This is a genomic window from Pseudoalteromonas sp. K222D, from assembly GCF_017653575.1.
In the GTDB taxonomy this organism is placed as follows: Bacteria; Pseudomonadota; Gammaproteobacteria; order Enterobacterales; family Alteromonadaceae; genus Pseudoalteromonas; species Pseudoalteromonas nigrifaciens.
Map to the genome: position 1 here is coordinate 132,240 of NZ_JAGGDL010000004.1, position 14,199 is coordinate 146,438.

Sequence of the window (14,199 nt, forward strand, 5' to 3'; positions counted from 1 at the left end):
ATGACAAAAAAAAACTTCAAGCCGCAAGGCCAGCGTACTGTAATGGGCTTTGACTTTGGCACCAAAAGTATTGGTATTGCTATAGGTCAAGAGCTCACTGGCAGCGCATCGAGCCTTAAAGCTGTAAAAGCACAAGATGGCATTCCTAATTGGGATGACATAGCAGTACAAGTAAACGAATGGCAGCCCGATTTAATGGTGGTGGGTTTACCGCTAAATATGGATGGCACCGCCCAAGAGGTAACCTTTAAAGCTAAAAAGTTTGCTAATCGATTGCATAATCACTACGCCATACCGGTAGAAACACAAGATGAGCGCTTAACCACCGCCGATGCTAAAGCGCGCCTGTTTGAACAAGGCGGCTATAAAAACTTAGGCAAAGGCAAAGTAGATAACATGTCTGCGGTGATTATTTTAGAGAGCTTTTTTGAAACGAGTTACGGTGAGTAAAAATATTAGGTGCTAGGCTTTAGGTATCAGAGCTTTTAAGCTGATACCTAAAGCCTTAAATTAAATTAACTAATATTGCCTTTATCATCAAGGCCATCAATAGTAACCCCTTGTAAAAAGCCCGCCCCTTGCTGCTCATTGTTGCGCAGCTTTATCATTAAGCGTAAATCGTTCGCCGAATCGGCATGGTGCAACGCATCTGCATAATTGATTCGTTGCTGTTTATACAATTCAAATAAGGCCTGGTCAAAGGTCTGCATGCCCATTTCTTTCGATTTAGCCATGGTTTCTTTAATACCGCCTATATCACCATTTTTAATTAGCTCTGCAACCATAGGTGAATTAAGTAATATTTCAATAGCAGCAACTCGACCTTGCCCGTCAGATGTGGGGATCAGCTGCTGGGCAATAATAGCGCGTAAATTTAATGCTAGATCGTACTTAAGCTTATCGTGCTTTTCTTTTGGCACTAAATGCATGATCCGATCTATCGCTTGGTTAGCGTTGTTTGCATGCAAGGTAGCCACACATAAGTGCCCTGTTTCTGCAAAGCTTAATGCATACTCCATGGTTTCTTGTGAGCGTATTTCGCCTATTAATATTACGTCGGGTGCTTGGCGTAACGAGCTTTTAAGCGCTGACTCAAAACTTTCGGTATCTAGCCCTACTTCGCGTTGAGTAATAATACTTTTACGGTGTTCGTGTACAAACTCAATCGGGTCTTCAATGGTTAATATATGTCCGCGCTGATTACGGTTTCTATAGCCAATAAGTGCAGCAAGTGAGGTTGACTTACCCGTACCGGTTCCCCCCACAAATAGCACTAAACCACGTTTCGACATAATCACATCGGTAAGTGTAGACGGCAGCCCAAGTTCGCCAATTTCAGGTATTTTAGTAACAATACGACGAATAACCATGCCCGCTTTATCGCGCTGCCAAAATGCCGAAACACGAAAACGTCCTTCGTCAGTGGCAATCGCAAAGTTGCATTCTTTCGTTGTATGAAACTCGGCTTTTTGTTTTTCACTCATTGCCGATTCAACCAACTCAAGTGATTGCTCATCGCTGAGCGGCTCATCATCAAGCGGGGTTAATTCACCATTAATTTTAGCGCTGATAGGCAGTTGGCTTGAAACAAATAAATCAGAGCCTTTTTTATCTATCATTATTTGTAAAAAGTTATTTAAAGATAAAGCCATTAGTATTCCTTAACCACCGAACTGAGTTTTGTCTTGCGCTTTAGCTTGCGCTGCAATATTGGTAACAATGCCATGATTAACTAAGTTTGTTAAACATTGATCCATCGTTTGCATTCCATGCGAAGCGCCAGTTTGAATAGACGAGTACATTTGCGCCACTTTATCTTCACGAATTAAGTTACGAATAGCAGGTACTGCAAGCATAATTTCGTGAGCAGCTACTCGCCCACCGCCAATTTTTTTAAGCAGGGTTTGCGAAATTACCGCACGTAATGATTCCGAGAGCATAGAGCGGATCATGGCTTTTTCTTCACCTGGGAATACATCTATAATACGGTCAATGGTTTTAGGTGCAGAGGTGGTGTGCAAAGTGCCAAATACTAAGTGACCAGTTTCGGCTGCTGTCATTGCCAGGCGAATGGTTTCTAGATCACGTAATTCACCAACTAATATTACATCGGGATCTTCACGTAGTGCACTGCGTAGCGCATTTTTAAAGCTATGTGTATCGCGATGTACTTCTCGCTGATTAATCAGACTTAATTTATTATCGTGGACAAACTCTATTGGATCTTCAATAGTGAGAATATGGTGATGTTTTGTTTGATTTATATAATCAACCATAGCCGCTAGTGTTGTCGACTTACCTGACCCTGTAGGCCCAGTTACTAATACTAAGCCGCGGGGAGTATCGGCAATGGTTTTAAAAATATCGGGGGCGCCTAAATCATCTAATGTGAGCACTTCACTGGGAATAGTACGAAATACGGCAGCAGGTCCACGGTGAGTATTAAAGGCATTAACACGAAAACGTGCTAAATTAGGCACTTCAAATGAAAAATCCACTTCGAGATTTTGTTCGTAGTCCTTGCGCTGGTTATCGTTCATAATATCGTAAACTAGGTTGTTTACATCTTTGTCTCCTAGTGCTGGTATATTAATACGCCGCACATCGCCATCTACGCGTATCATAGGTGAAACCCCTGATGATAAATGTAAATCGGATGCTTTGTGTTGCACACTAAACGCCAATAATTCGGTAATATCCATTTATGACTCCACAACTAACTGATAAATATATGGTTACAATAGCAGAACGACTTACATCCGCCTACGCTAGAATTGCAGTAGCGGCAAAAAACGCCCAACGAAATAGTAAAGAAATAACCTTACTTGCAGTATCCAAAACCAAACCAAGTGCCGATATTATTGCTGCCTACGAGCATGGCCAACGCCAATTTGGTGAGTCTTATGTTCAAGAGGCTGTAGATAAAATAGCGCAACTACATACATATAGCGATATCATTTGGCATTTCATTGGCCCTATTCAATCAAATAAAAGCGCACAAGTGGCGGCCAATTTTGCTTGGGTGCAAAGTGTTGATCGAATTAAAATAGCGAAACGCTTAAACAGCCAACGACCAGCCGATAAAGCCGCGCTTAATGTGCTTATTCAAGTAAATATTAGTAATGAGGAAGCTAAGTCGGGTTGCCAACTTAATGAAGTAGCCGAACTGGCCAGTTTTATTAACCAGTGTGAGCAATTAACTTTACGCGGGCTGATGGCTATTCCGGCTAAAAGTGACGATATTACAACGCAAACTCAATATTTTAAGCAATTACAAACTTGCTTTGATAAACTACAGACCCAATATCCTCAAGTAGATACTTTGTCGATGGGGATGAGCAATGATGTTGAAGCTGCAATTAGTGCAGGCTCAACCATGGTGAGGATCGGCACAGACATTTTTGGCACACGAACTTAAAAGGTGATAACAGATATATGTCAGATAAAACAATCGCATTTATAGGCACAGGTAATATGAGCTACGCCATTATTGGTGGCATGGTAAAAAATGGGTTTAATGCAAACAATATTATTGCCACAAACCGTAACCAAGAAAAGCTGGCCAAAGTAGCAGCCGATTTCAAGGTAAAAACCACCAGTGACAATAACGAAGCCCTGCGCGATGCTGACGTAATTGTACTTTCTGTTAAACCACAAATGATGGGCGATTTATGTAAATCGTTTCAGGAGTCAGGTGTCGACTTTAGCGATAAACTGTTTATTTCGGTAGCAGCTGGTTTAACCGTAAAGCGTTTGCGCGAAATGCTTGGCCAAGACGTTAAAATGATACGTTGCATGCCTAATACACCTTCGCTGCTTGGGCGTGGTGTATCAGGTTTATATGGCGCGGGCGAAACGCCAAGCGAGCACGAATTTGTACAACAAGTTTTTGAATGCACTGGCATTGTAGTGTGGGTTGAACAAGAATCGCAAATTAACGATATTATTGCGGTTACAGGCTCATCGCCTGCTTATTTTTTCTTATTTATGGAAGCCATAGAAGAGAAGGCCAAAGCACTGGGCTTTAACGATGCAGATGCACGTCGCTTAGTACAACAAACAGCACTTGGCGCTGCCGAAATGGCACTCAGCCAACCCGATATAACCATTTCGCAGTTACGCTCAAACGTAACATCTAAAGGTGGTACTACGCATGCAGCCGTTGAGCATTTAAAAGATAAAGGCTTAACCCAAACCGTTGCCGATGCTATGGATGCGTGTATTACGCGTGCACAGCAAATGGAACAAGAACTTTAAGAAGGTTAAATTATGAATGCCATGCAATTTTTAATCAGTACCCTGTTTGACTTATTTTTAATGGTGGTATTACTGCGTTTTTGGCTACAGTGGGCAAAAGCCGACTTTTACAACCCAATGAGCCAATTTGTGGTTAAAGCCACCTCGTTCGCGGTAAAGCCACTGCGTAAAATTATTCCTGGGTTTGGAGGCCTTGATTTAGCCTCGCTATTGCTGGCATTTTTTGTTGCCGCAGCCAAAATAAGCGTGCTTATGTGGCTTATTTATAAGTCATGGGCTATACAACCTGTACTTATTCAAGCATTAATCACCGTACTAAAAGAAGGTTTAAATTTAGTTTTTTGGGTACTTATTATTCGCGCTATTTTAAGCTGGGTTAGCCAAGGCTATAACCCAATAGAAGCGGTATTCCACCAGCTAACTGAACCTATGTTAAAACCTATTCGTAAAATTCTACCGCCGCTAGGTGGCTTAGATTTATCGGTTTTAGTGCTTATTATTGGTATACAGTTTTTACAAATGCTGCTTATGGATTTATTAGTTTAAGCACTTATTTTAGCTAAAGAGGTCACTAGACCTCTTTTTTATGTTTTAGGAGTTAATTATGCAACGGTTAATTAAATTGTTTTTTATTACCTGTTTAGCTTTTACCTTTAATGCTCACAGTGAGCAAGTTTCCGGCGCACAGTACAAAGAGCTAGGTCAGTGGCAAGTACATTACATTGCTTTTCCTTCAACCTTTGTGCAACCTAAAATAGCCCAAGCTTATGGTCTTGAGCGTAGCGGCTACAAAGGGATTGTTAATATATCTATATTAGCTAACGATGCCGATAACACAGCGCAAAAGGCCGTATTAAAAGGCACAGCTAAAAATTTACTTGGCAATAAACAAACGCTTAACTTTAAAGAAGTAATTGAAGGCGATGCAATTTATTACCTTGCTCAAGTTAACTACACTAACGAAGAAGTTTTACGTTTTGAGATTGAAATACAGCAAGACTCACAATTTCAAAAATTACAGTTTCAGCAAAAATTTTACGTAGATTAAATAACTTATGATAAAAACTTTAGTACTTGCCACAGGCAACCCTGGCAAAGTAAATGAACTTGCAAACATGCTCAGCCCGCTCAATATTAATGTTGTGCCGCAAAGCGACTTTAACGTAGGTGAAGTGGCCGAAACCGGTACCACTTTTGTAGAAAATGCCATTATTAAAGCCCGCCATGCAGCCAAAATTACCGGTATGCCTGCTATTGCTGATGACTCTGGATTAGAAGTTGATGGTTTAAATGGTGCGCCAGGTGTGTACTCTGCGCGCTTTGCCGGAGCAGGTGCAACTGATCAAGATAACATAGATAAGCTACTACTTGAGCTGGATAATAACCCAATTAGAACAGCACGCTTTTGGTGTGTACTGGTATTAATGCGTCACGCTAATGACCCAACTCCGCTTATTTGTAGTGCCAGTTGGGAAGGTGAAATAACCCTAACCCAAAATGGCGAAGGCGGCTTTGGCTACGACCCGGTATTTTTTGTACCTACGCTTAATTGCACCAGTGCCGAGCTGACAAAAGAGCAAAAAAATGCCATTAGCCATCGCGGTCAAGCATTACAAAATTTACTACAGCAACTTAAGCTAAAAGGCGGCCTGTGAACCTACCACCACTAAGCTTATATGTGCACGTTCCTTGGTGCGTGCAAAAATGCCCATATTGCGACTTTAATAGCCACGGACAAAAAGGTGAAATTCCTGAAGCTGAATATGTGCAGCATTTAATTGATGATTTAAAAGCCGACCTGCATTTAGTCCAAGGGCGTAAAATTCATAGTATTTTTATTGGTGGTGGCACACCTAGCTTATTAACTGGCGCAGCTTACACACGCCTACTTAGTGAAGTTAAAAGCCTTATTGGGCTTGAAGATAACTGCGAAATAACTCTTGAAGCAAACCCTGGCACTGTTGAAACTGGCCGCTTTAAAGATTATGTAAAAGCAGGTATTAACCGCATTTCTATTGGTGTGCAAAGCATGCAAAACGACAAGCTTAAAGCGCTTGGCCGTATTCATGGCAGCGACGAGGCAAACTACGCCGCAGAGCAAGCCAAAGAAGCGGGGTTAAATAGCTTTAATCTTGATTTAATGCATGGCTTACCTGGGCAAACACTCGATGATGCACTGGGTGATTTAAAGCAAATTATTGCCCTTAACCCGCCGCATATTTCTTGGTATCAGCTAACTATTGAGCCCAATACACAATTTGCTTCTAAGCCGCCTACCCTGCCACAAGACGAAACGCTGTGGGACATTCAAGAGCAAGGCCAAGAGTTACTCGCGCAAGCAGGTTACCTGCAATACGAAATATCAGGCTATGCAAAGCCTGGCTATCAATGCCAACACAACTTAAATTATTGGCGTTTTGGCGATTATATCGGTATTGGTTGTGGCGCGCATGGTAAGGTAACTGATGCAAATACAGGCATAATAACCCGCACCGAAAAAGTTAAGCACCCGCGTGGTTACATGGATCTGATCAAACCTTACTTGTTTAAAAGCTGGCAGGTTGAACAAGACGATTTAGCATTTGAGTTTTTTATGAACCGCTTTCGTCTAGTAGAGCCGTGCCCTATTAACGACTTTAATGCGCTTACACAGCAACCATTACAAAGCCAACAACACGCGCTACAACAGGCAATTAAATTGGGCTTATTAATACAAACTAATAGCCATTGGCAAGTAACACTAAAAGGTCAGCGCTTTTTAAATGATCTGCTAGAGTTATTCGTTTAACGCTAGGTTCTACAAAATTATAATAATAAATTTCTAACATCAAGAGGATAAATAATGCGTAAATTTACTTTTATTGCAGCTGCAGTAAGTGTTGCACTACTTGCTGGTTGCCAGCAAGCTACACAACAAGTAACAACAGCACCAGCAGTACAAGCACAACCAGTACAAAATGAAATAGACAAAGCGAATGCTTTTTTTGAAGATACCTTTAACCGCGACGTAATGAGCAGCCCTGTGTATCAAACATACATGGGTATTAAGCAAGATTACGACAAGTGGGACGATGGTAGCGAAGCTAAAAAATTAAAAGATTTTGCACAAACCAAAGCTGACTTAGTAACGCTTAATAGCATTAATCGTGCTCAGCTTGATGATGCAACTAAAGTAAGTTACGACTTAAAAAAACAAGATCTTGAAAACTCAATTGCTGACTTCAAATGGCGTTACCACAGTTACCCGGTAAACCAAATGTACGGCACTCATTCTATGATCGCTGCATTTTTAATTAATCAACACTCAATTAGTGATGTAAAAGACGCTAAAGCGTATATATCTCGCTTAAACGGTGTGCCAGCAGTATTTGATCAGTTAATTACTGATTTAGAAGTACGTGCTGAAAAAGGTATTATTGCCCCTAAGTTTGTATTCCCGCATGTTATCGACTCAAGCAAAAATATTATTAAAGGCGCTCCATTTGAGCAAGACGACGACTCTACTTTACTTAGCGACTTTAAACGTAAAGTTAATAAACTAGAGATCAGTCAAAGCGAAAAAGACAGCCTAACCGCTGATGCAGTAGATGCTTTAAAGTCGGCTGTTAAACCGGCTTACTCTAAACTGATTAATTACATAGCCCAACTTGAAAAGCGCGCAGATAACCGCGACGGCGCATGGAAATTTCCTGACGGCGAAGCGTTTTATAACAATGCGTTAAAGCGCACTACTACAACAGACCTAACAGCAAAAGAAATACACGCTATTGGCCTTGCTGAAGTGGCTCGTATTCATGACGAAATGCGCGCCATAAAAGATAAAGTAGGTTTTAAAGGCGATTTAGCTGCTTTCATGCAGTTTATGAAAACCGACAAGCAGTTTTATTTACCAAATACTGATGCCGCTAAAGAGCAATATATTAGCCAAGCAACCGACCTAATTAATAATATGAAGTCGCGTCTTGATGAGTTATTTATTGTAAAACCAAAAGCCGATATGATTGTAAAACGCGTTGAAGCATTTCGTGAAAAAGCAGCTGGCAAAGCGTTTTATCAACAACCGGCACCAGATGGCTCTCGCCCAGGTGTTTACTACGCTAACCTTTACGACATGGAAGCTATGCCTACTTACCAAATGGAAGCACTAGCCTATCATGAAGGCATTCCGGGACATCATATGCAAATTGCTATTTCGCAAGAGCTAGAAGGCGTGCCTAAGTTTCGTAAATTTGGTGGCTACACTGCTTATATTGAAGGTTGGGGCTTATACTCTGAGCTAGTACCAAAAGAAATGGGCTTATACGAAGACCCATATTCTGACTTTGGTCGTCTTTCGATGGAATTATGGCGCGCAGCACGTTTAGTGGTTGATACAGGTATTCACGCTATGCAGTGGAACCGCCAACAAGGTATTGATTACTACGTAAATAACACGCCTAATGCGACCTCTGACGGGGTTAAAATGGTTGAGCGTCACATTGTAATGCCATCGCAAGCAACTGCTTATAAAGTGGGTATGCTGAAGATTTTAGAACTGCGTGAAAATGCAAAGCAGCAACTAGGTGATAAGTTTGATATTCGCCAGTTCCACGACGTAGTGCTTAAAAATGGCCCAGTACCACTTAACGTACTAGAAAACTTTGTTAATCAGTGGATAGCAAGTAAACAAGCTTAACTTGCTATAACTCAGTAACAATATAGAAGGTCGCTTATGCGGCCTTTTTTTGTTTTATAAGCCAATTGTTTAAGCTAGAGTAGGTAATAATAAACTAAGGAGATAAGCCATGGAATTATGCATACAATTACTTAACGCACGCCTTGCTAAGTATCAACTCGACGAGCTTGATAACGACTTTAAGCAGTTAACGCCTGCTCAGCAAGCAAGCCAATTAATGCACTTGTATCAAAGCGCGCAGCGAATGAGTGTTAAATATAACTTTATGCAAAATGTGGCAATCCGTATTTTAACCAGTAACCCTTTACCAACATCGTTTATTAGCCAACTAAGCACCCTAGACGCATTAAGCTTTTTTACACCTGCGCTTAAAGTTAACAAGGGTTTTTTGGCGCAAAATGAGGCCGGTAACACTGTGTTGCATACTGTATTTAAACACCCTGATGCAAATAATTTACCGTTTAACTATGTACGTTCGTTAATGTTATTTGAATCTAACGATGACTTATTCAAAGCGCTGGCACAGCCTAACCTGCAAGGGTTAACGCCAGTTGCCTGTTATATTGCTTATGCAAATAAACCGACTACGCCAATAAAGCATGAGTTTTCGGCGCTACTCGCATTAATGGAAATGGAGCAAAAGCAAAATGCACAAGCAAAACAGCAATTATTAAATGTATTACAAAGCAATACGGTAAACGAAACCACGCTTTTATTAAGCGCTGCCTATTTACAGCGCTCAATAACTCAAGTGATTAATTTACTTAGTCAGAAAGATAATATTCCACACTCGTAACCACGCGAATATTTTTGATTTGCGGCGTATTAGAGTCACGATCACTAATGCTAAATTGCCCTTGGCGAGCCGTTTTTATTTTACCTAATTTTGAATTTGAGTCTTTGGCAAATTTAGTCGCAACTTCACGGGCTTTTTCGGTGGCCTCTTGTACCATTGCTGGTTTAATGTCGTTTAAACCAGTGAACATATACTCCACACGGGTTTCGTAGTTATCTTGCACTATGGCAATATTTTGCTTAGCCAGCTGACTTACCTTGCTCAGGGCATTTTTTACTTTGTCGGGCGCATTTGAATAAACAATAATATTAGAGCGCACTATATATCTAAATTGTTGATTTTCGCTGCCGTATTCGCGAGCTTGTTTATCTATAATTGATTGGCTGCCAGTGCTAATTTCTTCATCATCAAAGCCGTGTAACTTTAAAAATGCAATTACTGCATCGTTTTTACCCTCAACTCTACTCACTAACGCTTCTAAGTTATTGTCGGCATCACTAAATTGTAGTGGCCAGATCACGGTATCGGCCAGCACTTCTTGCTCAGCCAATCCTTTTACTTGTACGGTACGTTCCATACCTTTGATATCAAGCGCAGCACCTTTTAAAATAAATCCTAAGCTAATTAGGCCTATACTTAAACAAATAGCCGCAATAACAATATTAAAGTTAGATACTTTATTCATTAAAACTCCCTTGTTAAGCGCCTAAAACAACCCTAAACGCTCGAAAATATAATATAAACAGAGTACATTGTGAAATTACAGATAGCAAAGATTAATCAGCATAGGAAAAGCCATGAGTCTCAAGCGTATCAGTCAGTTTTTTAACCCAAGCTCAGTAGCCGTTATTGGGGCATCTAACACGCCAACCCGCGCTGGCTACGTAGTTATGCGTAACTTATTGCAAAGTGGTTTTAAAGGGCCAATTATGCCAGTAACACCAAACCACACTGCGGTGCATGGTGTACTGGCATACCCTAGTATTGATGCCCTACCAAAAGTACCTGATCTCGCGGTTATTTGTACCAATAAAAACACCTTAGACCTTATTATTGAGCAACTTGGAAAACTGGGCTGTCATAATGCCATCATCATTGCTGACGGCTTAAGTAACGCACAAAAACAAACTTTAAAAGAGTGCGCACTTAGCCATCAAGTTACGCTGTTGGGCCCAAATTCTTTAGGGTTATTAATTCCTCATATTGGCCTAAATGCCAGCTTTTCACATACCGTAGCGAGCCCTGGCAAACTCGCTTTCGTTTCACAATCGGCGGCAGTGTGCTCAACCATTTTAGATTGGGCAAAAAATAAAGAAATTGGCTTTTCTTACTTTGTGTCAATGGGCGATTGTCTGGATATTAAATTTACTGAATTGCTCGACTTTTTAGGTCGCGATGCTAAAACTACGGCTATTTTGCTCTACATAGATAACATTGAGGACAGTCGCAGCTTTATTTCAGCCGCTCGAGCGGCTGCTTTTAGCAAACCCGTAATTGTAATTAAAACGGGCAGGACCCATGCGGGCGCTATTGCCGCTGAAGCTCAATCGGGAATAGCGCATAGCTCGGATGCGGTATACGATGCTCTATTTCAGCGCGCGGGTATGTTAAGAGTAAACGATTTACGCGAGCTATTTGCTGCAACGCAAACATTAGCCATGCACCCAAAATTATTAAAAGTAGAGCAGCTCACTATTTTAACCAATGGTGGCGGCCCTGGCGTAATGGCAGTAGATGAGCTAATACAAAGTTCAGGTAAATTAACGCAATTGAGTGACGAGACATGTGATGCACTCAATAAAGTAATTCCTCGCTCAGAGAAGGCCTCAAACCCGGTGGATATTTTTGGTGACTCAGCCCCGAGCCGCTATAAGCAGGCGTTAGAAATTCTACTTAAAGCTCCTGAAGTAAAAAACTTACTGATTATTCACACTCCATCTGCGCTAGCACCTAGCGAAGACTATGCAAATATTATTGTTAAAACCTTACAAGCACTCCCAAAAATGGCGCGCCCGTATGTTATTACTAACTTTACCGGTGAAGATGCCGCCTATGCTGCTAGGCGTGTTTGCGCTAATAACGCGATCCCAACTTATCGTACTCCCGAGGGCGCTGTTGGGGCCTTTATGCACTTAGTTAGTTATCGACGCAATCAAAAGCATTTAACCCAAACCCCTGAGTCGAATACCGTAGATACAAAAATTAATAAGTCGGCAGCTAAAGCCTTAGTAAATGAATTTTTAGAAGAAGGACAAAGTTATTTACCGACCCATCAAGCGAGCCAAATTTTAAGTCATTACGGTATTGAGTGTATTCAAACCGAAGTGGCTTACACGCCAACAGAAGCAAAAGAGCAAGCCATTGAGTTAGGGTTTCCGGTGGCGCTAAAATTAATTAGCCCAAGCATTCCTTCAAAATCTGAAGTGGGTGGCGTAGTGCTTAACTTAAATGACGCTCAAGAAGTAGAGCAAACTGCTTTTTCGATGTTATTAAGAATAAAGAACACTTATCCCGATGCCATTATTGATGGTTTTTCGCTACAAAAAATGGCGCCGCGTGCCGGAGCCAACGAGCTGCGAATAGCAATAAAAACAGAGCCTAATTTTGGTCCCGTTATTTTACTAGGAGAAGCAGGCACCGGCCTTGAATACGCACAAGCAGCAGTAGCTTTGCCACCGCTAAATATGAACCTAGCAAAATACTTAATTGCCGCGGCGCACGATAAAGGCGTACTAAAGGATCGTATTCTACCTGAAAAAGTAGATAAATATCGGCTCTGCGCACTGCTTACTCGCATCTCGCAGTTAGTAATTGATCAGCCCGACATTAGTTCCTTAGAGCTCAACCCTATATTAGCCAGTAATGGGCAATTTTTAGTGCTGGACGCCACCATGACCATTAACCGCTATCGAGTGCAAACGCATCGTAAACGTTTATCTATTCGCCCCTACCCGATTGAATTGGTAGAGGCCGTAACGTTAAAAAATAATACCCAAGCGACGCTGCGCCCAATTAAACCAGAAGATGAGCAAGCACATCAGCAGTTCGATCAGTCTTTAACTAAAGAGGATCGCTATAAACGATTTTTTGGGGAGTTAAGGCAGTTTAATCACGACCAACTCGCTAAAATGACGCAAATAGATTACGACCGTGAAATGGCCTTTATTGTATCTCAAACATATCAAGGGCAGCCTCGTACTCTTGGCGTATCGCGCGTTATTATGGATCCTGATAATTTACAGGCCGAATTTGCCGTTGTAGTGCGCTCAGACTGCCAAGGCCTTGGCCTAGGTCGTATATTAATGACAGCCGCAATTGAGCACTGTAAGCGCCAAGGAGTTAAATCTATTGAAGGGATTACTTTACCAGAGAATACCGGCATGATTGAGCTTGCGCGTAAATTGGGCTTTAAAATAAGCCGCGACTTTGAAGAAGGCAGTATAAATATGGTACTTAAACTATAAATGAACTATATACGAAAACTTAGACAAAAAATTGCGCACACTTTTGAAGCCTCTGGAGAGTATCAGCGCGCGGGGCACATACTTGATGTAATGCTGGTTTGTCTCATAATGGTCAACGTAGTTGCCATTGTCCTTGAGTCTGTATCGAGTATTGCTAAACAGTACCATGAAGAATTTTTCTTATTAGAAATTGTTTCCATAACTATATTTTCTATTGAATACATAATACGGCTTTGGACCTGTGTAGACAGAGTTAAATATGCAGCTATTGAGGGCTCAAATACCAAACGACGCTTGCACTATATTTTTTCGCCTTTAGCATTAATTGATTTAATTGCTATATTACCTAGCTTATTGATGTTTTTCTTTATGCTAGATTTGCGCTTTTTACGAGTTTTAAGGTTACTGCGAGTATTTAAGTTAACCCGTTATTCGCGTGCTATGCAGTTGCTGTTACAAGCATTTATTGATGAAGGCAGTACACTTTTAGCGGCATTTTTTATTATGGCCGTGGTGCTTATTTTAGCCTCTTGTGGTATTTATTTGCTTGAACACGATATACAGCCCGATAAATTTGGCTCTATCCCTGCGGCAATGTGGTGGGCTATGGCAACGCTAACTACCGTAGGTTACGGCGACGTAGTACCCATAACACCTATTGGTAAACTATTTGGTGGGGTAATAACCCTAGTGAGTATGGGAATGGTTGCAGTGCCTACCGGTTTACTTGCATCGAGCTTTTCAGAGCAAGTACGCAAACGCCGTCAAGTATTCGAAAATGCAGTACATGAACAGATCACTAACGGCACTCTCAGCGAGGAGCACCTCAGTCACCTTGAAGATCTGCGTTACAAACTAGGGCTGAGTAAACTAGAGGCCAATAAAGCCATAAAAGTTCAGCTTAACGAGCGCAGCGAACACATGTTTTGTAGAAACTGTGGCAAGCGCCCATAAATAAGTTAAAAGTAGTTGTCAGCTTTTAGCTGGCAACTGCACACTAAGGGCTT

The 14,199-nt window shown here is 41.3% G+C and carries 14 protein-coding genes; 11 read left to right on the top strand and 3 right to left on the bottom strand.

What is annotated here, in order from left to right; all coding sequences use genetic code 11:
* Complete coding sequence (gene ruvX / locus J5X91_RS04125; protein ID WP_011329249.1) at window positions 1–450, top strand: Holliday junction resolvase RuvX; 450 nt, start codon at window positions 1–3, stop codon at window positions 448–450.
* Between the two features lie 65 nt (window positions 451–515).
* On the opposite strand, the gene J5X91_RS04130 is transcribed toward ruvX, so the two are convergent.
* Both J5X91_RS04130 and J5X91_RS04135 read right to left on the bottom strand, forming a co-directional pair.
* A complete protein-coding gene (locus tag J5X91_RS04130) occupies window positions 516–1,652 on the bottom strand; it encodes a PilT/PilU family type 4a pilus ATPase (RefSeq protein WP_011329250.1) in 1,137 nt (378 codons plus the stop codon).
* A gap of 9 nt (window positions 1,653–1,661) precedes the next feature.
* Window positions 1,662–2,702 carry a type IV pilus twitching motility protein PilT gene (locus tag J5X91_RS04135; protein ID WP_086993664.1) on the bottom strand — a complete coding sequence of 347 codons (1,041 nt, stop codon included), beginning with the start codon at window positions 2,700–2,702 and terminating at the stop codon, window positions 1,662–1,664.
* A gap of 2 nt (window positions 2,703–2,704) precedes the next feature.
* Here J5X91_RS04135 and J5X91_RS04140 point away from each other — a divergent pair, with 2 nt between their 5' ends.
* The 8 genes from J5X91_RS04140 to J5X91_RS04175 all read left to right on the top strand — a co-directional run bounded on the left by J5X91_RS04140 (window position 2,705) and on the right by J5X91_RS04175 (window position 9,728).
* Window positions 2,705–3,418, top strand: coding sequence for a YggS family pyridoxal phosphate-dependent enzyme (locus J5X91_RS04140; RefSeq protein WP_208834111.1), 714 nt, complete (start codon window positions 2,705–2,707; stop codon window positions 3,416–3,418).
* 17 nt (window positions 3,419–3,435) lie between these two features.
* Window positions 3,436–4,257, top strand: a complete 822-nt coding sequence (gene proC / locus J5X91_RS04145) for a pyrroline-5-carboxylate reductase (RefSeq protein ID WP_011329253.1) — start codon at window positions 3,436–3,438, stop codon at window positions 4,255–4,257.
* A 12-nt stretch (window positions 4,258–4,269) separates the two neighbouring features.
* On the top strand, window positions 4,270–4,803 hold the full coding sequence (locus tag J5X91_RS04150) for a YggT family protein (protein WP_058374186.1): 534 nt from the start codon (window positions 4,270–4,272) through the stop codon (window positions 4,801–4,803).
* 58 nt (window positions 4,804–4,861) lie between these two features.
* A complete protein-coding gene (locus tag J5X91_RS04155) occupies window positions 4,862–5,305 on the top strand; it encodes a DUF4426 domain-containing protein (protein WP_182676591.1) in 444 nt (147 codons plus the stop codon).
* A 7-nt stretch (window positions 5,306–5,312) separates the two neighbouring features.
* Entirely contained in the window at window positions 5,313–5,912 is a 600-nt protein-coding gene (locus tag J5X91_RS04160; RefSeq protein ID WP_086993672.1) for an XTP/dITP diphosphatase, read from the top strand.
* A complete protein-coding gene (hemW, locus tag J5X91_RS04165; protein WP_179806950.1) occupies window positions 5,909–7,045 on the top strand; it encodes a radical SAM family heme chaperone HemW in 1,137 nt (378 codons plus the stop codon). Before J5X91_RS04160 ends, hemW begins: the two co-directional genes overlap by 4 nt.
* A gap of 54 nt (window positions 7,046–7,099) precedes the next feature.
* A complete protein-coding gene (locus J5X91_RS04170) occupies window positions 7,100–8,932 on the top strand; it encodes a DUF885 domain-containing protein (RefSeq protein ID WP_179806949.1) in 1,833 nt (610 codons plus the stop codon).
* A gap of 109 nt (window positions 8,933–9,041) precedes the next feature.
* Window positions 9,042–9,728, top strand: a complete 687-nt coding sequence (locus J5X91_RS04175) for a hypothetical protein (RefSeq protein WP_182676529.1) — start codon at window positions 9,042–9,044, stop codon at window positions 9,726–9,728.
* Here J5X91_RS04175 and J5X91_RS04180 read toward each other — a convergent pair.
* Complete coding sequence (locus tag J5X91_RS04180) at window positions 9,697–10,413, bottom strand: SIMPL domain-containing protein (RefSeq protein ID WP_011329260.1); 717 nt, start codon at window positions 10,411–10,413, stop codon at window positions 9,697–9,699. The two genes, J5X91_RS04175 and J5X91_RS04180, sit on opposite strands and share 32 nt — an antisense overlap.
* Window positions 10,414–10,525: 112 nt before the next feature.
* On the opposite strand from J5X91_RS04180, the gene J5X91_RS04185 reads away from it, so the two are divergent.
* Complete coding sequence (locus tag J5X91_RS04185; protein ID WP_182676531.1) at window positions 10,526–13,192, top strand: bifunctional acetate--CoA ligase family protein/GNAT family N-acetyltransferase; 2,667 nt, start codon at window positions 10,526–10,528, stop codon at window positions 13,190–13,192.
* Window positions 13,193–14,146: an ion transporter gene (locus J5X91_RS04190; protein ID WP_011329262.1), complete on the top strand. Its 954-nt coding sequence runs from the start codon at window positions 13,193–13,195 to the stop codon at window positions 14,144–14,146.
* The last annotated feature ends 53 nt before the right edge of the window (window positions 14,147–14,199 follow it).

Excerpts from the sequence above, each read along its gene's own strand:
- ruvX (WP_011329249.1), top strand. The coding sequence starts at position 1 with ATGACAAAAAAAAACTTCAAGCCGCAAGGCCAGCGTACTGTAATGGGC.
- J5X91_RS04130 (WP_011329250.1), bottom strand. The coding sequence starts at position 1,652 with ATGGCTTTATCTTTAAATAACTTTTTACAAATAATGATAGATAAAAAA.
- J5X91_RS04135 (WP_086993664.1), bottom strand. The coding sequence starts at position 2,702 with ATGGATATTACCGAATTATTGGCGTTTAGTGTGCAACACAAAGCATCC.
- J5X91_RS04140 (WP_208834111.1), top strand. The coding sequence starts at position 2,705 with ATGACTCCACAACTAACTGATAAATATATGGTTACAATAGCAGAACGA.
- proC (WP_011329253.1), top strand. The coding sequence starts at position 3,436 with ATGTCAGATAAAACAATCGCATTTATAGGCACAGGTAATATGAGCTAC.
- J5X91_RS04150 (WP_058374186.1), top strand. The coding sequence starts at position 4,270 with ATGAATGCCATGCAATTTTTAATCAGTACCCTGTTTGACTTATTTTTA.
- J5X91_RS04155 (WP_182676591.1), top strand. The coding sequence starts at position 4,862 with ATGCAACGGTTAATTAAATTGTTTTTTATTACCTGTTTAGCTTTTACC.
- J5X91_RS04160 (WP_086993672.1), top strand. The coding sequence starts at position 5,313 with ATGATAAAAACTTTAGTACTTGCCACAGGCAACCCTGGCAAAGTAAAT.
- J5X91_RS04170 (WP_179806949.1), top strand. The coding sequence starts at position 7,100 with ATGCGTAAATTTACTTTTATTGCAGCTGCAGTAAGTGTTGCACTACTT.
- J5X91_RS04175 (WP_182676529.1), top strand. The coding sequence starts at position 9,042 with ATGGAATTATGCATACAATTACTTAACGCACGCCTTGCTAAGTATCAA.
- J5X91_RS04180 (WP_011329260.1), bottom strand. The coding sequence starts at position 10,413 with ATGAATAAAGTATCTAACTTTAATATTGTTATTGCGGCTATTTGTTTA.
- J5X91_RS04185 (WP_182676531.1), top strand. The coding sequence starts at position 10,526 with ATGAGTCTCAAGCGTATCAGTCAGTTTTTTAACCCAAGCTCAGTAGCC.
- J5X91_RS04190 (WP_011329262.1), top strand. The coding sequence starts at position 13,193 with ATGAACTATATACGAAAACTTAGACAAAAAATTGCGCACACTTTTGAA.